Source organism: Pseudotabrizicola algicola (assembly GCF_010915705.1).
GTDB lineage: Bacteria > Pseudomonadota > Alphaproteobacteria > Rhodobacterales > Rhodobacteraceae > Pseudotabrizicola > Pseudotabrizicola algicola.
In genome coordinates this window covers 18,221-37,398 of record NZ_JAAIKE010000011.1, presented here as the reverse complement: position 1 = coordinate 37,398, position 19,178 = coordinate 18,221, and the positions used below count along the sequence as shown (strand labels likewise).

The 19,178-nt window shown below is 62.9% G+C and carries 20 protein-coding genes and 2 pseudogenes; 15 read left to right on the top strand and 7 right to left on the bottom strand.

The window, feature by feature from the left end; translation table 11 throughout:
* From G3572_RS19695 to G3572_RS22400, 9 genes and pseudogenes are all read left to right on the top strand, one after another.
* Entirely contained in the window at positions 1–315 is a 315-nt protein-coding gene (locus G3572_RS19695) for a TrbC/VirB2 family protein (protein WP_125327832.1), read from the top strand.
* A 66-nt stretch (positions 316–381) separates the two neighbouring features.
* Positions 382–657, top strand: coding sequence for a VirB3 family type IV secretion system protein (locus tag G3572_RS19690; protein ID WP_125327833.1), 276 nt, complete (start codon positions 382–384; stop codon positions 655–657).
* Positions 647–3,025, top strand: a complete 2,379-nt coding sequence (locus G3572_RS19685; protein WP_126976266.1) for a VirB4 family type IV secretion/conjugal transfer ATPase — start codon at positions 647–649, stop codon at positions 3,023–3,025. Before G3572_RS19690 ends, G3572_RS19685 begins: the two co-directional genes overlap by 11 nt.
* Positions 3,022–3,228 (top strand): hypothetical protein, encoded by a 207-nt coding sequence (locus G3572_RS19680; protein WP_126976267.1) that lies wholly within the window; start codon positions 3,022–3,024, stop codon positions 3,226–3,228. The genes G3572_RS19685 and G3572_RS19680 overlap by 4 nt, the downstream gene beginning before the upstream one ends.
* 8 nt (positions 3,229–3,236) lie before the next feature.
* Entirely contained in the window at positions 3,237–4,340 is a 1,104-nt protein-coding gene (locus tag G3572_RS19675) for a lytic transglycosylase domain-containing protein (protein WP_125327836.1), read from the top strand.
* 83 nt (positions 4,341–4,423) lie between these two features.
* Positions 4,424–5,146: a type IV secretion system protein gene (locus G3572_RS19670; protein WP_164615106.1), complete on the top strand. Its 723-nt coding sequence runs from the start codon at positions 4,424–4,426 to the stop codon at positions 5,144–5,146.
* Positions 5,146–5,649, top strand: coding sequence for a hypothetical protein (locus G3572_RS19665; protein WP_164615104.1), 504 nt, complete (start codon positions 5,146–5,148; stop codon positions 5,647–5,649). Before G3572_RS19670 ends, G3572_RS19665 begins: the two co-directional genes overlap by 1 nt.
* Before the next feature lie 3 nt (positions 5,650–5,652).
* A complete protein-coding gene (locus G3572_RS19660) occupies positions 5,653–6,672 on the top strand; it encodes a TrbL/VirB6 family protein (protein WP_126976270.1) in 1,020 nt (339 codons plus the stop codon).
* Positions 6,672–7,253: pseudogene (locus tag G3572_RS22400) on the top strand (VirB8 family type IV secretion system protein); the annotation flags it as partial. The gene G3572_RS19660 and the pseudogene G3572_RS22400, both read left to right, overlap by 1 nt.
* A 210-nt stretch (positions 7,254–7,463) precedes the next feature.
* On the opposite strand, the pseudogene G3572_RS22395 reads toward G3572_RS22400, so the two are convergent.
* The 3 genes and pseudogenes from G3572_RS22395 to G3572_RS19640 all read right to left on the bottom strand — a co-directional run.
* Positions 7,464–8,750 (bottom strand): annotated as a pseudogene (locus G3572_RS22395) (type IV secretory system conjugative DNA transfer family protein); the annotation flags it as partial.
* 346 nt (positions 8,751–9,096) lie between these two features.
* Positions 9,097–10,974 (bottom strand): relaxase/mobilization nuclease domain-containing protein, encoded by a 1,878-nt coding sequence (locus G3572_RS19645; RefSeq protein WP_125327845.1) that lies wholly within the window; start codon positions 10,972–10,974, stop codon positions 9,097–9,099.
* Positions 10,971–11,444: a plasmid mobilization protein gene (locus G3572_RS19640; RefSeq protein ID WP_161763817.1), complete on the bottom strand. Its 474-nt coding sequence runs from the start codon at positions 11,442–11,444 to the stop codon at positions 10,971–10,973. Before G3572_RS19640 ends, G3572_RS19645 begins: the two co-directional genes overlap by 4 nt.
* A 1,056-nt stretch (positions 11,445–12,500) precedes the next feature.
* Between G3572_RS19640 and G3572_RS19635 the strand changes: the two genes are divergently transcribed.
* Both G3572_RS19635 and G3572_RS19630 read left to right on the top strand, forming a co-directional pair.
* A complete protein-coding gene (locus G3572_RS19635; protein ID WP_125327847.1) occupies positions 12,501–13,265 on the top strand; it encodes a ParA family protein in 765 nt (254 codons plus the stop codon).
* Entirely contained in the window at positions 13,262–13,936 is a 675-nt protein-coding gene (locus tag G3572_RS19630; RefSeq protein WP_164615100.1) for a hypothetical protein, read from the top strand. Before G3572_RS19635 ends, G3572_RS19630 begins: the two co-directional genes overlap by 4 nt.
* A gap of 39 nt (positions 13,937–13,975) precedes the next feature.
* On the opposite strand, the gene G3572_RS19625 is transcribed toward G3572_RS19630, so the two are convergent.
* Positions 13,976–14,401, bottom strand: coding sequence for a hypothetical protein (locus G3572_RS19625; RefSeq protein WP_164615098.1), 426 nt, complete (start codon positions 14,399–14,401; stop codon positions 13,976–13,978).
* Between the two features lie 124 nt (positions 14,402–14,525).
* On the opposite strand from G3572_RS19625, the gene G3572_RS19620 reads away from it, so the two are divergent.
* Positions 14,526–14,735, top strand: coding sequence for a hypothetical protein (locus G3572_RS19620; RefSeq protein ID WP_125327850.1), 210 nt, complete (start codon positions 14,526–14,528; stop codon positions 14,733–14,735).
* 78 nt (positions 14,736–14,813) lie between these two features.
* The gene (locus G3572_RS19615; protein ID WP_354004072.1) at positions 14,814–15,092 is read left to right on the top strand and encodes a WGR domain-containing protein; all 279 of its coding nucleotides are present in this window, start codon (positions 14,814–14,816) and stop codon (positions 15,090–15,092) included.
* Positions 15,093–15,098: 6 nt separating this feature from the next.
* Here the strand turns inward: G3572_RS19615 and G3572_RS19610 are convergent, their stop codons facing one another.
* Positions 15,099–15,461, bottom strand: a complete 363-nt coding sequence (locus G3572_RS19610; protein ID WP_125327852.1) for a bactofilin family protein — start codon at positions 15,459–15,461, stop codon at positions 15,099–15,101.
* Between the two features lie 626 nt (positions 15,462–16,087).
* Between G3572_RS19610 and G3572_RS19605 the strand changes: the two genes are divergently transcribed.
* Both G3572_RS19605 and G3572_RS19600 read left to right on the top strand, forming a co-directional pair.
* The gene (locus G3572_RS19605; RefSeq protein ID WP_164615096.1) at positions 16,088–17,137 is read left to right on the top strand and encodes a Fic family protein; all 1,050 of its coding nucleotides are present in this window, start codon (positions 16,088–16,090) and stop codon (positions 17,135–17,137) included.
* Between the two features lie 306 nt (positions 17,138–17,443).
* Complete coding sequence (locus G3572_RS19600) at positions 17,444–17,788, top strand: hypothetical protein (RefSeq protein ID WP_164615094.1); 345 nt, start codon at positions 17,444–17,446, stop codon at positions 17,786–17,788.
* Positions 17,789–17,832: 44 nt separating this feature from the next.
* On the opposite strand, the gene G3572_RS19595 is transcribed toward G3572_RS19600, so the two are convergent.
* Positions 17,833–18,732 (bottom strand): ImmA/IrrE family metallo-endopeptidase, encoded by a 900-nt coding sequence (locus G3572_RS19595; RefSeq protein WP_164615092.1) that lies wholly within the window; start codon positions 18,730–18,732, stop codon positions 17,833–17,835.
* Positions 18,729–19,091 (bottom strand): helix-turn-helix domain-containing protein, encoded by a 363-nt coding sequence (locus G3572_RS19590; protein ID WP_205518824.1) that lies wholly within the window; start codon positions 19,089–19,091, stop codon positions 18,729–18,731. Before G3572_RS19590 ends, G3572_RS19595 begins: the two co-directional genes overlap by 4 nt.
* Between the last annotated feature and the right edge of the window lie 87 nt (positions 19,092–19,178).

The following is a 19,178-nucleotide window of genomic DNA, read 5'->3' as shown; positions in this document are numbered from 1 at the left end:
ATGTTCCGCAATCTTTTTGGCGTGCGATTGCCGCGCCTGGCTTTGCACACCCTTTTGCTGGCGCTGCCCTTCGCGGCAATCCTCGCGGAGCCCGCTCTCGCGCAGAACCTCGACCCCTTGGAGAACATGCTGCAGGTCGTGGTGGACGGGCTGACCGGCCCGATCGGACGGCTGATCGCCATCCTTGCTGTCGTGGCTGCCGGCTACATGATGTTCACCGGCCGCCTGAACTGGCCCCTCTTCCTTGCGATCTTCTTCGGTGTGGTCCTCGTCTTCTCGGCCGCGACCATCATCGACGGCTTTGCGGCCCCCTAAGGCGGGATCGGCGACAGGCCGGGTGGCATCGCCCACTCGGCTTGGCCGCTCCCTCGGATGTTCCCCATGCATGACGCGCCCCTGTTTCTCGGCCTCACCCGGCCGCCGAAGATCTTCGGCCTTCCCATCGGCTACTTCGTGAGCCTGATGCTGGGCTCGGTCATCCCCTTCGTTGGGGCGAACGACTGGCGGTTTCTGCTGATCGGCGTCATCGGATATCCGGTCTTGTGGTTCGTCGCGGATCGCAACCCGAACCTCTTCGAGACCGTTGCGGTGGTCTTTTCCCGCACCCCGCGCACACGGGGCAAGTCGGCCTTTGGCGGAGATCGCCATGTCAGCTGACCTCAAATCCCTCTTCCCGGCCACCCCGGCGCTTCGATCTGTCTTGCGGCCTGAGGATCTCGCAGCCGAGACCTTCGCCCGGCACTTGCCCTGGCTGTCCGCACCTGCGGACAATCTGATCCTGACCCGGCAGGGTGACCTGATCGCCTCTGCCGTGGTCGAGGGGCAGGACAGTTTCACGACGGAAGAAGGGGACCTCTCACTCGCGACCACTTCGCTTGCGCGGCTGATCGGCCAGTTGGGCGAAGGCTTCGGGTTCCATGTCTCCAAGCTAACCCTGCCGGACGCACCCCAGCTGAAGCCCTTCGATGGTGAGGGCATCGGGGCCGAATTCGCGGCAATGGTCGATGCCCGATGGCAGGGACATCTTCGCGCCCGCACCCTGAAGCGGCGAGTGCTGGTGGTCTCGCTCATCCTTCGCCCCACAGTACTAAAACGTGTCCCTTTGATCGGCGCACTCTTCAAGGCAGCCTTCACAGGCGACCTCGGCCAGAGGATCGAGCGCCTGAATGAAGCGATGGGTCTTTTGGCCGGGGCCTGCCAGGGTCTGGGCTTCCGGCGGCTGACCGTTTCCTCCGGGGAATGGCTGGGTCTCCTTGGCGTCCTTCTTGGGCAGCCGATGGCCAAGGTGCTTCCGATGCGCGGCCAATTTCTTGCCGAGGCTGTCGCGTCATCGCAGATGATCTTTGCTGGCAAACGGGTGGAAATCGAAACCAGCGAAGGGATGCGTTTCGGGACGATTTTCGGCGTGAAATCCTATCCGGCCCGCACCTGGGCGCGGATGCTCGACGCGCTGGAACTGCCCTACGACATCGTCATCACCAACAGCTTCACCCCCGCGCGCAACAACGAAATCGAAGAGCGCATCAAGCGCACGGCACGCCAGATGCGTGCCTCTGAGGATGCCGCTGAAACCCTGCGTCAGGAACTGTATGAGGCCGCCGACAATGTCGCCTCGGGCCGACAAGTCTTCGGCAAACATCACCTGACGGTCATGGTCACGGCCGAGACCCCGGAACAGCTGGAGGAAGCCGCCTCCGAAGTCTGGCGCGCCGGACAGGATTGCGGGGCGACCCTCGTTCGTGAGAGTTTCGCCGCCCGCGCGGCCTGGTTCGCCCAGGCCCCGGGCAACTGGGCCTACCGCCCGCGCACCGCACTTCTGTCAGCCCAGAACTTCGCCCACCTCGCAGCGCTGCACCGGGTGACGGAAGGTCGCTCCAAGGCACAGTCGCCCTGGGGCGAGACGATCACGGCGCTGCCGACGGTGACCTCGAGCCTCTACCGCTTCAATTTCCACGATAAGGGCGAGCGCGGTGCCGAGCCGAGCGCCGGCCACACGCTGGTCTTGGGCCGCACCGGATCGGGCAAGACCCTTGGCACGGCCTTTCTGATGGCGCAGGCGCGGCGAGTGCATGCCCGCATCCTCGTCATCGACAAGGACCGGGGCCTCGAGATGGCCGTGCGCGCCTTGGGTGGCAGCTATTCTGCGATCCGGATCGGCGAGGCGACAGGCTTCAATCCGTTTCAGACCGAGGTCGACGAGCGCGGGGCGGCCTGGCTCACCGACTGGCTTGGTGACATCCTTGCAGGGTCGCGCCCCTTCGAGACCGCTCAAACCGTCAGCCTGAACGCCGCCGTCCGTCAGATCGTTTCGGCCGATCCGCGGCTGAGGACTTTCGACGGCCTCGCAACCCTCGTCGCCTCGACAGACGACGAGGGCGATCTGGTGGGAAGGGTCCGGGAATGGGGGCAGGGGGGTCGGCATGGCTGGCTCTTCGGGCCCGGGGCCACATCCCAGATCAGCCTGTCCGAAGATGTGGTCGGCATCGACATGTCGGAGATCCTCGATCTCGGGACCGAGCGCTCAGCGCTTCTGGCCTACCTCTTCCGGCGCATCGAACGGGTGATCGAGGATCGCCGTCCGACCCTCATCGTCATCGATGAAGCCTGGAAGATGCTCGACGATCCGATCTTCGAGAAGCGCCTGCACGATTGGCTCGTCACGATGCGGAAGAAGAATGCCGTGGTGATGATGCTGACCCAGACTCCGACCCATCTGACACGGGTCAAGGTCGGACAAATCATCGCGGAAAGCGTAGTGACCCAGCTTCTCTACCCGAACCCGCGCGCAAACCCCGAGGATTACCGGATCCTGCGGCTGAACGAGAAAGAGGCCGAGTTCCTCTGCACGCCCACGGGCGGCCTGCGCCTCGCCCTCCTGCGCTCGGCCGGAGACTCGGTCTTCGTGAACATGGATCTCGCGGCCCTCGGACCCGCGCTCGCCGTGCTTGGCGGCGGCCGATCCGGTGAAGACCGCGCGCCCTATAGCTGGCGCGACAACCCCGACTTCTGGAAGGACATGACGTGACCAGACGCAACCGCTTGATCCCCGCTTCCCTTGTCGGGCTCACCCTCCTCTCCGCCTGCGCCGGTGTCGAGACGGGGGCCGTCTCCCCCTGCCACGGTCAGTTCCGGGCCGAGGGCAAATACTTCGCAGCGCACGAGCAAAGTGACGGCACGACGGTCGTCGTCTCGACGATGAACGCACCCGACACGACTTGCGCGAACTGAGACACCGCATGAGTCGCGCACCGCTCCTTCTCGGGCTTCTTCTCGGCACTGCGGTGCCTATGGGCCTCCTGGCCCAGGGCGTGCCGATCATCGATGGCTCGCGCTTGTCGAACTTCATCTCGCGTCTTGTCGAACAGGCTGAGGATGCGGTGAAGCAGGGGGAGAAACTCGCCACGCGCACGGAACTCAGCGAGATCGAAGACGACCAGCTGGCCGCCTATGAGCGTTTCCTCGCGGATACGACCGGCGTGACCGACCTCAGCGGCTTCGAGATGGGGACGGGAACCTTCCCTCCTGCCGACGAGGTATATCCCCTTGAGGAGACAAGCCCGGAAAGCCAGCGGCTCTTCGGGGAAGGCGAGACGGTTGAGGCGATGATCATCGCGACGGCGGCGCGCTATGAGACGCATCCCGGCGTCGTGAAGGTTGGGCTCACTCCGACGACCTGGCGCATTCTTTTCCAGTCGCTGGTGAAGCAGGAAAGCGGGTTTTCCAACGCGGCGATCAGCCCGGTCGGGGCCATGGGATTCTGCCAGTTGATGCCGGGCACTGCCGCCGATCTCGGCGTTGATCCGACCGACCCGCTGCAGAACCTCGATGGTGGCGCCCGCTATCTCGCGACCCAGCTCAACAGCTTCGGCCGGATCGACTTCGCGCTTGCGGCCTACAACGCAGGGCCCGGCAACGTCCAGAAATACGGTGGCATCCCTCCTTTCGAGGAAACCCAGAACTACGTCCGCCGGATCTCGGGCTACTATGACGCCTATCTTTCGGTGATCACCGGCGCGGACGTGACGGGCACGTTGGCGGGGGTGGAGGGTGCGAGTGCCGAATGGGGCAACATGTCCTCAGCCTTCATCGGCTATTCCGGCCAGCAGTCGGGGCAGATCGAGGCGGCCATGGCGCGGATCAAGGGGTTCCTTGAAGAGGCCAAGCCCCAGACCCCGAAAGAAGCGGTCGATCAGAACACCTACATGCTCGCCGAACGCGCGCGCCTTACGGCCCTGACGCTGCGGCTGCGCGCGGGTGCCGTCAAAGTCGAGGCGGCCCGTGGGCTCTCGGACGCCGCGCAATCCCTGCAATACACCACCTTCTGGGAGTACACTCCGTGAGACCTGCCGTCCTTCGAACGAGGGCGCGCCTCGCGCTCGCCGTCTGTGCATCGATCCTGGCATCACCTCTTCTGGCCCAAGGCGTGCCCGTCATCGACGGCACCAACCTTGCCAAGAACATCGAGCAGCTGCAGGCGGCACTTCGCGATGCCGAAAACCAGATCGCGCAGATCGAAGAATTGAAGAAGCAGGTCGAGACCGGTCTCGAGCAGCTGACCAACCTCGAAGGCATCCTCGGATCAATCTCGGGCCTGAACGAGATCGCAAGCCTCTACAATTCGGTGGAGGACCTGCGCTCGCGCGCGGCCAAAATCACTGACCTTTCCGGCTTCCAGGATGCGCTCACCATCGGGGATTTCGACGGGCTTTTTGAAAGCCTTCTCGATGGCGATGTGACCATGGGCGACAAGATGGCCGCCGAGTATATGCGCGACACGCTGGAAAGGGCCGGCCTGACCTCGGAAACCCTGGCCGGGTTGTCGTCATCGGAGAACCCGCAGGACAAGCTCATCGCGACGACCGCTGCTACGAGCGCCACGGCCATGGGCGTGGCGCAGCTTTCCTACGAGGAAGCTGCCCAAAGCCTCGCGCGGATCGACGGGCTCGTTGACGAGATCGCGAACCAGGAAACTCTCAAGGAAAGCATAGATCTCAACACCCGTATGGCCGCCGAGACCAACTACATGCTCGGCCAGATGTGGCGCCTGAACGCGGCTGCCGGGCTCGCTGCCGGGCAGACGGGTGTGAACTGGGCCGCAGAACAGGCCAAGGAAAAGAGCTTCTTCGACTATTCGGGGGCCGAATGATGCGGCGGGCGTCTCACCAGATCGCGGCGGTTGCTGTCCTCGTCTGCCTTGCCAACTTCGCCGCAGCGGAGGACCTCGCCTCATTGAGCGATGTCCAGCTGGCCGAAAGAACCCGGGAAGCGGTGGTGGCGCAGGATGCAGACGCCGCTCTGGACCTCCTGACCGAAATGCAGCGGCGCGGGACCGGGATCTTTGCCCCCGCAGACAGGCCTGCCTGCGAAGAGGTGATCGATCTGCCCGATGGGATCACCGATTGGAAGTTCCGCGCAGTGGCTCGGCAAGCCTATTTCCGCGTGGCCATGTCGCGGCGGCTTGAAGAAGGCTCCTGCGCTTGCCTCTTCGAGGGCTTCACCTTCGACGCCTTCGTCGCGGCCGAGTTGGGAAAGTCAGCATCGGAACTGACCGATGCTGACCGTCCAACGCTGGAAAGCATACGAGATCAAGATCGGCGCGCGACCGAAGCGCGATTTCGAGACCTCGAACAAAGCTGCCGGGCCAAGTGATCCATGGCAATCATTGCCGACATCCTGACCCAGGTCGATGCCGCCGCAACAGCGGTTGGCGCTACGGCATTTGATGCCGTGGCCGCCGAGATCGTGCCGGTCTTCCGGGTCGGGTCTGTTCTGGTGGTGGCGCTGGTCGGGATCAACCTGATGGCACAAGCCGTGCCAATGACACTTCGCAACGGGCTCGGTCTGATGGTGCGGATCGCAGTCGCGTCGGCCTTCTTGTCGTCCTGGACGAACTTCAATTCGGTCTACGGTGTCCTGACCAATGCCCCGAGTGAGATCGGGGCTGTCGTGATGAACGCGTTTGGAGATGGATCGGGCAATCTCTACGAGGGTTTGGATGCCCTCTACCTTCAAGCCCTCGATGTAGGTCAGGCGATCAGCCAGAATGGCAGCTACATCACTGGTGCCCTTGCGGGCCTCCTGATGTTCTTGGTCGCGGCCCTGATGGCGACGGTGTCGATCATCGTGATCTCGGCCGCGAAGATCATGATCGGCGTTCTCGTCATCTTCGCACCCGTCGCAATCGGCTGCACACTTTTCAAGGTCACCGCCCCGCTCTTTGACCGGTGGGTGAACCTTGCCCTCGGCTTTGCTCTTTATCCGATGCTGACGTCCGGCATGGCGGCCTTCACGATCTACATCGCGGAGGACCTCACCCCGGCCTCGCTCGCCTCGGTCGAAACCATCGGCGATGTCCTGAGCTTCGTGGTCGTCATGATGCTCGGAACTGGCCTCATGGCCATGGTGCCGACGATCGCGCAGTCGCTCGCGTCGACCGCGACCGGTCTTGGCAGCGTCGCAGCCTCGACCTTCCGTACCGCCGACAGCGTCAAGGGTTACGGACGCACCGGCATCGCGTCCGGGATCGGCGCAGGGCGGGGAGCGGCTGGATTGGATGCCGGCGGCCGCCGACCATCGGATGCACGTCTGAACGGCAATACCGCCGGACAGATCGGCAGGTCCGCCGTGCAGACGGCGATGCGGCTCGCCAGCCGGACATCGGACAAAAGCTGATGCCCCAGAATTCGAGAAGTGGAGGACCGCCCATGGAGGCGCATGGATTTGATGTCGATCTCGTGCTGGAGCCCCGCCTCTCGGCCCGGCGCGCCTGGATTGTCGCGAGTGCCGCGGGCGGGCTGAGCCTGATCCTTGCAACCGCACTGGTCCTCGTCCTGCCTTTGCGGGAAACCCAGGTCTTCACCGTCCTCGTCGATCGGCAGACGGGTGACGCCGAAAACATCCTGCAGGTCGCCCCGACCGGGATCGAGGACCAGGAAGCGCTGAAGCAAAGCCTCCTCGTGGCTTACGTCTCAGATCGCGAAGGCTATTTCCTCGCGGGCATTCAAGCCCGGCTCGAGAGCGTCCAGCGCCGCTCCACAGGGGGCGCGGAGGAAAGTCTGCGACTTCTCTGGTCGAAGGGCAGCGGCAATTCTGCCTATCCGCCCGAGGTCTATGGGCCCGGTGCGGAAGTCACGGTGACCGTGCGCCGGATCACGTTCCTTTCGCCGAACGTCGCCCAGATCCGTTTCCTGAAAACCCTGCGCAAGACGAAGCAGGAGCCGGTGACCCAGCCCTTCGTCGCGACGGTCGAGTTCGCCTTCGAGCCGAAGACCGAGCGCTCCCTCGCCCATGTCTGGGAAAACCCGCTCGGCTTCCCCGAAGACCTCGGCATCTGCACGCTCAGCGGACGCGGCCAAGCCCGACAGCTTCCCAACAGCAACTTGCCTGCTATCCGCTCCGCTGCCCCGTGTAGTCGGCAACGCCTTTCCCTTCCGCGCTCGATCAATCGGCCCAAAGTGCCGATCCTCGTAGTACCGGATGTGCCGCGCCCGGATCGGATACTGCCCCTCTGGCAGAACCAGAACTTCGTCCAGCGGAAACCGCAGCACCTCGTTCGCCGAAATCAACGGCCGCTCTTCCGACCGCCTGCTGACATTCGCGCTGTCTTCCAGCGCTCGCACCCGTGACTGGCTCTCAGTCACGGCTGTGATCGTGGAGCGCCCCAAGGCATTCGACAGAACCTCGGCCGTCCGGTCATCCTGCGGCGTCATGTAGATCTGCACGCCTGCGCCACCCTGCAGGGAGCGACGCCCGGTTTCGCCATAGATGTCATCGAGACCGGGGATGGTCTGGGAGATGATGAAGAACCGGCCGCCGAAGCTGCGGATGGTCTTGATGGACGAGAGGACGAGGGGCTGGCGTCCGAGTTGGTCAAACTCGTCCATCAGGAACGTGACAGCATGGTGTTCGTCCGGTCCCGGCTCGCGGCGCTGGAGGGAGGCGATGGCATCCGCGAAGAGAAGCCGGACGAGGGGGGCGAGAGTTTTCAGGTGCTCGGGCTGGACGACGATGTAGAGACTTTGGGGATCGCGCCGGAAGGTTGAGAAGTCGAAGTCGCTGGCTGAGGTCACTCTGTCAACCGCGGGGTCGTTCCAAAGTTCGAGACCGGATCCCTGGATGACGGACACATAGGCCCCGAGGGTTTTTTCCGGGACGTCGGCCATTTCGAGGAACGTGCGGGAAACGATTGGAATGTTCGTGGTCTCGGCGATTGCCGTGTAGCTCTTCTTCTTGTCTCCGCCTCCGGCCATGATCTCACCGGCAAAGCCCAAGGTCGGGCGGCGCTGTTCGATGGCGTAGAGGCATGAGGCGATGAAGAGCCGCTTGCCTGCATTGAAGAAGCTCTGAGCGCTTTCGCCTTCCGGGATGAGAAAGAGGTCGGCCATCGAGTTCAGCGCGGTGTACTGACGCTCGGCGGAGGGCAGGGCGGCGATACGGGCAAGCGGGTTGAAGCGGTGCGAACCACGGTCCTCATCGAAGGGCGAGAAGTACCAGATGCCGTTCTTCAGCCCGTGCTTGCGATGAATCGAGGTCTTCGCGAAGTTCTCGCCCTTGACGTCGAGGATGATCGCGGAGCCCGAAAAGTGCAGAAGGTTCGGGATGACGAAGCCGACGCCCTTCCCGCGGCCCGTGGGAGCGATCATCATCGCATGCGGGAAGCGGTCGGGCGGCGCCATCACAAACGGTGCGTCGGATTTCGGGAAGCCGAGCTTGCCGAAGATGAAACCGTTCTGATCGAGGGTTCCGACCATGTGGTTGCGCTTCAACTCGCGGCGCGACTGGAAATGTGCGTCGTCATACTGGTTGAGGCGGCCGCGATGTACCCCGGCTAATCCGACGAGAGTCAGGGCGACTGTGACGGCGCCGGTGATGATCAGTGCGCCCTGCAGGACCGAAGGCCGCGCAGCGAGATCTGCCCAGGCGTATCGAAGGAACCAAGGGCCTATGGGGCTCAGGGTGTCGAGGCTCTCCCGGAAGGCCGTGATCACATAGATCGTGGCAAGCATGCCGCCGATATAAAGACCGGTCAGCAGACCAAGAAGCAGCGCCAGCGGATACCGCCAGGCGGTGTCGAGATTCGAAAGCATAGGTCTGTCCTCAGAGTTCGTGCCCGGTGTCGCGTTCGACGGCGCGGTCGCGCTGCCCCAGCTCGGCGGCGCGATTCTGTGCACGTGCCAGGTCTGCCCAGGGTCCAACCTCGCTCGTCGCGCCAAGGTCGCCCTCATTTTTCAGTTCATGCGCAACGGCCGCCCTGAGTGCCGGATCTCGGACCTGCTCGTTGAGCGGGGCGAGATCGCCGGACCGGACGCGGTCGAGATCTTCGGGTTTCAGGGTGTCGTGCAGGCGGTCGACGATGGCTTCCAGCGCGGGCACATCAGAGAGTTTCATATGGCGATCGACGGTGAGCAACTGGTCGCGCGCAATGGCCTCCGTCAACTCCGGCGCAAAGTTGAAAGCGGCGACTTCTGCCCGAACCTCCTGGCCGAGGGCGCGCTCCGTTTCCATCCAGAACACCTTTTGCATCGTGTTCGGCTGCTCCGTGATCCAGCTCGCCCGCTGGCCTTCGCTACGCTCGGCCAAACTGAAGCGGGCGACCATTTCCTCGACGGACGTGCCTGCTATGCGAAGCTCGTCTTCCCGGATCGAGAACAGCGCCGTCAGCCGTTCGCCGATCTCGTCGCGAACATGTGCAAGGGTTGCGCGCAGGCCCTCATCGAGGGAAACCCCCTCGGTCTGGCCATGCTCCAGTCGTGCAAGCGAGGCGAGGGTCGGGTTGTGGTAGGGATCGATGTTCTGGTCGGCAATTTGGGCATGCTCTGCCAGGAGGATGCTGTCTGGCGCGAGTTTCATCGAGGCGCGCGCCTGTTCGGCAAAGCTCCGTTCAAGATCGACCCGCTCAGCTGAAGGTTCCATGGCGCGAATTGCCTCCCAAGCCTCAGTGGCCGAAGCGATCATCTCGTTGCGCGCAGCCTCAACCCGCGCGGCGGGATCGCCTTCGGCATGAAGCGAGTGGTCGGGCATGAAAGGAACTCCTTGTCTGAGTGCGGCGGCGGACGCGCCAAGCGCCCGGGCCAGCCGGGAAAGGTAGGAAGCGGCACTCGCCTCGGTGCCGGTTGCGGCGGCAAGGTCGGCGAGGTCGCCAAGGGTCTCGTATTCGCGGGCGAAGCCCTGCAATGTGGCAAGCCGTCGGCTCCGCTCCCCGTCGGACAGCGGCGGCGGGGGAGGGGGCGTGGACTTCCCACCGTCTCGCGATGCGCGTAGCTCGGACTGGCGCGGCGGGTTCTCGATGATGCCGCGGGAAAGGCGCGAAGAGGCGAGGATGTTCAGCCCATGCGACTGACTGATTTCGGCGTGAAGCTCTCGCATCACATCGAAGTTCAGTGCGGCATGCCGACAGATCGATAGGAACCGGCCTTCCTCGATGCCATGCTTGTCGACCACGAAATGTGCGTGCAAGTGGTCGGTGTCCTTGTGAAGGGCCGCGACGTAGCGCCAGACATCCCCACATTCACCGGACCCGAACACCGCTTGCCCCCATTCCCGGGCGATCACCTCGGCGCGCTCGGCGTCCACCCCACGCGGGAAGCTCAGGACGATGTGATCGGCATGTCCCCGTCGCGGCGCGCCTGTCCAGGTCGAAGACCAGAGATCTGCTGTCCGCTCCGTTCGGGCAGGGTCAAAGTCGCGTTCATAGCCCGCCAGATTGCACCAGGTGCTTTGCACCCCCTCTTCCCGGGCCACATAGTTGAGAAGGCGCTTCAGCTCCTGCGGGGTGCGAGCACTCCCACCAGCGATGCGTTTGACGACCGACTGCCAGCCGCGTGGTCCACCAGCGTTTCGCAGAAGCGCCCGGGTCTGACGTTCTTTGCGCGTGCCGAGACGGGACGCGGCACCCTCGCCGCTTCCTCGCCCACGACGCAGGTCGTCGAGAACATGACCGAGAACCAGATCCTCGACGGAAGGAGACCGGTTCATTTCGATGCCTCGGCAGAGGGATCAGTCGCTACAACGAAAGGAGAGGTTTGATCACCAAGTCCCTGCTTGGCCCGAAGCGCCGAGAGAAGGTGGACGACTTCTTCAACAAGGTCATCGACCCGCGCTCCAACCTTGCGCACCAGGGCAGCATCACGGGCATTCCAGGTCAGACGCCCGACCGCCCCCAGTCGGGCAATCTGGTTGAGGTTGTTGCCGACGGCCGACAGCTCCCGCCTGGCCGAAGCGATGGCATCCAGCTCGTCTGCCTGGATCGCCAGACGATCGCTTGCCTGTCTGACCAGATGCCTGACTGCCTCGGAAACCGTCAGACCGCTTGCCTCGGCAACCGCCTGAAAGGCTGCATGCTCGTCTTCCGTGATGCGGATGTTCAGCTTCACCGAAAGCCGCCGCACCTCCTTCCGGTCAAGGCTGCCCTTGATCCGTGACAGCGCCTGGCGGGAACGGCCCATCGACCTCGCCACGGCCGCGACGCTCTCGCCAGCGAGGAGCCGCGCCGTGATGGCTGCAGTCTCAGTAGAGGTCAGGCGTGAGCGTGGCATTGTATCATTACATGTGTTTTGCCATCATAGCGCATCATGTACCACACACCACCGTTCCTGCCAACCGTCCTCACCGGCCGGTTTCCGCTCCTCCGAAGAGGAGCCCGCGTGCGGAAAGCGGACAGCCGGTGAGGACTCAATATGGCGTCAGGGGTCGGCGGCTTGCCCGCCGACTGCGTCCCTGCGCCCCGGCCGTCAGGCCTCCGTGCAACGCGAGACCAAAGTGGTCGAGCGCCTTGAAACCTTGGGCTTTGCAGAAGTGTGCGGTCCCTCCATGAGGGCTGTTGGGACGGGCACGACAGTCTGAAGGAAGGGCTGCCCGGGAAGAGAAGGGGGGCCGGGGAAGGGGCCTCAAGATGCTTCAAGGCCTGCCCATTGCGGAAGATGGCCGACGATGAATGGCTTTGGGCATGAAGCCACAGGCTGGATCGGCGTAGCGTCAACCCGTCACTAGGCGAACGGGCAAGCAGGCCGACAGGCAAGCAGGCAGATTGTCCGGCATGCATCCGGTTGGCGGGTCATATTCGGGATCGTCCCTAGACGGAGGCCTGATGTCACCCTGCCTTCGGATCAGCCGTGCGGACAGGTTCCAACGCAGGCATGCGGCCTGTCACCTATGCAGGCATGCAGACATGCAAACCGTCATACGGGCCGGAAGGCAGATAGCCTCGATTGCGGCTAGGCCGAAGGAGTGCTCGGACGCCGCGCCGCAGCATCACGGCTGCGGGAACCCTTAGGAAACATGAAGGCTTCGGCGGTGTGTTACAACTTCCAGCACATGTCATTTGACGTTTCTGCAACCTTATGCCTAAACGGCGCACCGCACGTCGGTCGGATTAGTGACGCCTTTACAACGGCTTCGCTTGATCTTGGCTTGCCAGCGGTGCATCGCCTTCCGCAGCGTCATGAAAGAGCGCCGGGCGTCGGTGCAAGGGTATCGAGTACCGTTTGTGGAGGCGTCATTTCATGCAAGTCATTACCATCGTGCAGACCAAGGGCGGCTCGGGCAAGACCACGACCGCCATGCTTCTCGCATCTGCAGCACTGAACCTCGGGCGCAGCGTCACCCTGATCGACGGTGATGTGAACGCTCAACTCGGCCGTTGGCGCGACAGTTTCGAACTGGCCACGTGGGAGAGTGCGCAAAAGCCCGACTGGCCGGAGAGCCTGGCGATCCTCTCGCCACCGGAAAGTGTTGAAGGGCTTCTGTCGCTCCTCGAGGCCGAGGAAGCGCGCGGCGTCGATCTCGTCGTGATCGACACCCGGCCTGGCACCCACACCGACACCGAGGACTTCTGCCTGATCTCCGATCTGGTGCTGATCCCAGCCCGCCCCGTCTACGCCGAATGGGACATGACCCATCGCGCCGTCCTCTGGATGGACGACCTCCGCGCCTCGATTGCCGAGGGCGAGCGGTTCCCGGCGGTTCGGGTCCTCGTCATGGACGCGGGGCCGAAGATCATCGACGCCGCAACCCGGGAAGGGGGAATGGCTCAACTGCCAAAGCGCGACCAGGACGTGCTGCAAGAGATCCTGCGTCTCGACCATCTCGACGTGATCGTTCCGCATTCGAGGATCCTCGAACAACTCGGCTATCACGGCCCCCTTGGACCGGCGGCCCGCGCCAACGCCAAAGCACCCGGCGGTCGGCTGGTGGCGGATGCCATCACACGCCAGCTTGAAGTTGCGGAACTTGTCCTGACCGGGATCGACGAGGTGATCCCTGCATGAGCCGTTTCCGCCTTCCTGCACGTGTCGCACCCTCCCCGGCGGCGGAAGAACCGGGCCTGCAGAACTCCGCCGCACAGTTGCGGTCATCGCGCGAGGTGCAGTCGCGCATTCTTGCCGAACGGCGGGCGCCGGAGCAGGGAGGAAATGTCGAGGGCGTCAAGGCCCAGCTTCCCGACATGACGACGGAGCACTTGGCCGACCCGGAGTTTGCCGGGAAGAGGGAAGGGGAGAGTCGTCAGTCGCAGTCCCCCGCTTCGCCGCCCGAATGTGCTGCCAGTGGGTTGGCGAAGCCCCGGAAAGAGAAGCTGGTTGTCCTCTTTCGGCTGCCGTTGGCAGCCGAGAAGCAGCTTGAGCAGATCCCGGGCGCGGGCGACGTGACCCCAGCCTACATGTTGCGCGCCTTTGCCAAGGAAGCGCGGGCCGAACTGCGGCGGCTCTTGGCGGAAGATGATCTTGCGCCGCATGTCGACGAGGCGAAGCGCATCTTCACCATGGCAGCATCGGACATGGCGGTCGGCGAGCCGATGACCGTCTACGCCCAAGGCTCCGCGATCCGGGCTATGCATGCGGCACTTGATGACCCATGGCTGATCGAGCCCCGGGCGACGATCGTTGGTGCCTTCCTCGCCGCAATCGCGTCACAGCTCATCGAGGCGCGACGCGTCAGGTAGACCTCACCCATGCAACAAAAATCGATGAGCTGCCTGCGGTTACTCGCAGGCAAGATCGGGCAGCGGCGCTGTCTCGAAGGTCAGGCTGTCAGCGCTGGTGACCATTGCGAACTCGCCGCCCGTGCGGAAGGTTGCCACCATTTTCGACCAGTCCGCTGCGTCAACCGATGCCTGTGCGGCGATGCCGTTCTTGACCGACAGACGGGCCTGTTCGCCCGACTTCGCGAGAACGACGACCATGTCAGGAGCGGCGTCTTTGTCGAAGCGAACCACGAGCGCGCCGTTGGGCGTTGGCCCGAAGACGCGATCCGGATCGCAGACAAGCCGCACCTCACCCGCCTCGCTGGTGAGCGCGTAGGTCGGCAGGCCACGCTCGACACCGACCGTCCAGCCGTCAAGCGCGTGGACGGGAACAGACATCGCCGCAAACGCGGAAACAGCCAGAACGGGGGACAGAACATGCATCGACAGGAAAGCCTTTCGTGGTTCGCGTGGCGACAGCAAAGCACCACTTCTGATGTCGTTAGATATGTTCTGACGGCGCCCCTGTCCATGACCACTAGCCGTCAGCGGATGACAGGAGGCCGGTATGGAAGAGGTCGCTAGAAGCAGCTCCAAAAGCCCGACCATCGATCGTCGCCTGTGGCGGATCGACCGCGGAGACCGGGAACTCGTCGCAGAACGGCATCGCACCGTGAATGGCCGTTTCAGGACCGTGTGGCTGGTCCCGGAAGAAACCCTGCGTGGCGTCCTCTGGGTCGAGGTTGTCGAGGAAACACCGGGCGATCCGTCACGATGACCCGTCAGCTTTATGAATCGGAGCGCATGGATCGATTCATAAATGCAATTGGACTTGGAGAGTAACAAGGCGGAGTCTGTGCAGGGGAGGACCGCCTTGGCTCTGGCACATCTGCACCGCATCGACCCTCAGGCCAACATGGCGCGGTTCTACTGCATCGATGTCGCGGCGACGCTGTTCGGAGACGTCAGCGTCTTGCGAACCTGGGGCCGGATCGGAACGCACGGGCGGACGAGTTTCGAGACCTGCACCACCGTGGAAGATGCTGAGATATCCGCGACTCTGACGCTCCGTGAGAAGATGCGGCGGGGCTACTTGCCTGCCGGCCAAATGCTGCCGCCAGACCTTGCGGTGTGAGATCTGTCAGACCTTGCGCTGAAGCCTGCCTTCCAGCTCGGCTCCTGCCTCGATGGCGATCTGCTCATGGGTGACATCTGCCTGCACGACTGCACTCGACGCGAGCTGAACGTTTCGCGCCGAGATCATTCCAGAAACCGCCCCAAGCACGACGAGGTCGTGGGCGACGACGGAACCTTCAACACGACCTGAACCAGCCACGGTGATCTCCGGCGCCCGCAGTGAGCCAACGACATTGCCTTGGACCTCGATCGGTCCACTGGAGGTGGCATCGCCTTCGACGACAAGGTCCTGCGCGAAGACGCTGCGACGAGCGTTCGAACTTGCCGGGTCCGGCCAACGGTCCAAATCGCCATGTGGAGTCTTCATCTTGGTGCTGCCTCAGCTCAACTTCGTACCGCACGACTGGACCAGAAGCGAAACGAAAGGGCAACGCGCGGCGCTGTGATCGGCGAAGAAGTGCAATAGCCGTCGGCGCTGCACAACACGTCCGACCAGGGTTGTTGCCGGTCGTCCCTCGTGAGCTATAGATTTTGTGTCTATCGTTCATCCGAGACCTTCGGACCGTTGGTTGTGTGGTCCACTGTTGGAACGATGACAATGAACGGCTAGGGTCTTCCTGTGAACTTCCGGCCGGGGTCGTGATGATGAAACACGAAGAGCGTGATAGCCCGACCGGTACCGCCTTCAACTTCAGGCATGAGCATGTCGAAGGCGAGATGCAGCGGCGCCTCGCTCTTCCCTTTGATGCCTGGGAACCCATCGGCAGGGGAGAGTCCCTAACAAGAAGAGCTCGAGCTCATCTTGCCCGCGTTGCCGGATTCGGCAACGGAGACATGGCCTGATACGTTCGAGTCGAACCCACTGGCCGACCGCGACCTTGTCGTCACAGCTGTCCAGATCCTATGCGTGACCGTTGGTCCGACTGCTAATGGGTGTAATTGGGTTCCGAATTGGGTTGCAGAAAATGGGTGTTATTGGGTATGAGATTGGATATGATCCAGACCCATACGCTCCGCATCACTCCGACCTTTCTCTCGATCATCGCCGAGATCGACGAGTTCAAAGGCGCATGGCGCGCACTCGGAAGTCTCGCCCCCGAGCGTCTGTCCGCCTTACGCCGTGTCGCCACCATCGAGAGCATCGGCTCTTCGACACGCATCGAGGGAAGCCGGCTCTCCGATCAGGAGGTTCAGCGTCTGCTCTCCAATCTCGACATCCAGACCTTCTCGACCCGGGACGAAGAGGAGGTCGCTGGCTACGCTCAGGTCATGGACACAGTCTTCGCTTCGTGGCGCGACATCGATGTGACCGAGAACCATATCCGCCAGTTGCACCGGGACCTCCTGCGGTACAGCAGCAAAGACCAGCGACACAGGGGGGCCTGGAAGACCGCGCCAAACTCGATCGCAGCTTTCGACGAGGCAGGGCAGCAGCTTGGCGTGGTGTTTGAGACCGCCAGCCCCTTTGACACGCCGGGCCGCATTGCTGAACTGATCGACTGGTACAACGCCGCCACCCAGGACCATGATCTGCATCCGCTGCTACTGATCGGAATCTTCGTCGTGGTCTTTCTCGAAATCCATCCGTTCCAGGACGGCAACGGGCGTCTCAGCCGGATCCTGACCACCTTGCTGCTTTTGCGCTCAGGCTATGCCTATGTCCCATACTCATCCCTCGAAAGCGTGATCGAGCAAAGCAAAGAGGCCTATTACCTGGCACTGCGGCAGACCCAGGGGACGATCAGGTCCGACACTCCGGACTGGGGACCCTGGCTCGGCTTCTTCTTGTCCGCACTGCAGCGCCAAATGCTTCGATTGCGCTCGAAAGTTGAGCGTGAGCGGCTGCTGATGGGCAGCCTTCCGGAAGTTTCTGCGAAACTTCTCGACCTCGTGCGCGATCATGGTCGCCTAACAATCGGCGACGCCGAGCGCCTGACCGGCCAGAATCGCAACACGCTGAAGCAGCACTTCCGCACACTTGTCGCGGATGGCCACCTCAGCCTGAACGGTGCCGGGAGGGGGGCCTGGTACTCACTCCGATAATTTTGATTATGTAATATAAAAGACGCGCCGGGCGTGAAAGATGACGTCTACGTCCTCGACCGAGTGGACACCTTGCAACTGAATACGTTGCCCTTCAGTGGGGTACGAGATCTGCTCAGTCCCGACACTCTTGCCAATTGCTCAGTCCTGGACAGGCGAGCGCCTGATGGACATAGTCCATGCAACGTTAGTGGACTCTTCTAGAAAAAGGATTGCGTCAAACGAAGCTAGTTGCGCCCCGCGTTCGCTTACATAGGTCCGCTTGGAGAACCGCTTGTATCCAGTGCTTGGCCTTTGAATAAGACCATGCCATCTACCGTCACGCTCGAAGATGGTGACGTGAAAACCACGTTCACTGATAACCAAATTGCCCTGTCGCGACCGGCGCCATGCCTTGCGGTCAGGCCAACCAGCACGCCGCCGGGCCGCATTCTTCATCAACGCTTCGCGCCGCCGAGCGCGTTCGACATCCTGTTCCATATGGCCGGCGCATATGCAGCCGCAGTGCAGAATTTCGGGAAAGTCCGGGTGCTGCATGGCATGGACATATCGAATGTCCTGCCGCTCGCACATCTCGCAAACGGCCGCAGGGGCGCCAAGGTCTTCGACACCGACACAGGTCCAGCCTTTGTGGGGAACGCCATGCATTGACCATTTGCCAAAGCCGCCGACGCCAGGAGCCTCGTCAAGTTCGGTCATCGACGAAAGCGTGGCGTCCAGCGCGCCTCCATGCCTTCGTCGGACTCTTCAAATTCGTCGGCATCCTCGTAGGTGTCGTCGACGATCTGCGCACAGGAAAGAACGGTCAACACGCGGTCGTAGCGGCCGAGATCGACGACTTGTTCGACCGTGCGCACGGTGCGATCCCCACCGAACCAGTCGAGAATATCGGTCTCGATTTCTTCGCGGCGGCCTTGCCGTTCGGCGGCTGGCCGTGCGGCGACCGATGCGGTGAGCGTGCCCGTCGGCAGAGCTGCGCCCTTGCGGAGCCAGTTCTGGCCCTTCAGCTGCTTCAAGGCCTCGGATTTGAAGCAGTAGTCAACCCGGCCCTGACGGCTGACGACGATGGCGGCGGCATCGTCGGTCTCGTTAATGTACCGGATGGCAGATGCCGTGAGCGAGGCTTTTGCCTCGCTGCGGATTGCCTCCACACTCGGCAACCCTTCTCGCGCCCGTCTCAAGATCGGGCGAATTAGCGAGGTCGGCATCAGAAGGCCTGCCGAAAAATAGTCTGCCTCCCGTTCGTAGGGTTCCTCCGAGACGAACCCGGCCCTTGAACGATGCACTCCGCGGTCGAAGGGGATATGGTCGAGATGCCCATCGACAAAATAGTGCCCGAATTCATGGCCGATGCTGAACCGCTCGAAGCCCTCGTTGTCGGTGTGGGTGGCGTACATGATGCCGAACTGATCGCCGTAGCGCATCAGCATGCCCGAGACACCCTCGGCCCTGCGGTCCATTTCACGCAGATGGATGCCGACAGCCTGAGCCAAAGCGTCCAGATCGACCGGAAGCGTCAACAGTCCGTGTTCCTGGAGCACGAGTTCGGCTCGGCGCATAAGCTGCTTTTGTTTCAGATCGGGGTTGCCGGTCATTTCTTCCCGGCTTCCCTGTCATGCTTCTCGGCTAGGAAGCGCATGAAGTCGGCGGCCTGCCGTCGATTCTCGTCGTTGAGCTTCTGCATGTCGCGGTAAAGCGGATCGGCCTCGGCCGCGCCCTCGGGATTGTCTGTGCGCCCAAGCAGGAAATCTGTGGTCACGGAGAGTGCGTTGGCCAGTTTGCGGAGGCTATCGAATGACGGCTTGCGGGTACCGGCCTCGAAATGTGCGATGGAGCTGGGCGGCAGGCCGCTGTCCTTGGCGAGGGCGGCTTGGCTCATCTGGCGCAGGCTCTCTCGCGCAGCGCGCAGTCGTTCCCTGAAGATATCCGATGGCTTCTCGTGTTCAATGGTCATGGCGTTTTCGACATGTTGATATTGACGTCTTGCGAACGTCCCCCTATATTCCCGACATACATGGCATGTCGAGGCCGCCAATGGCAA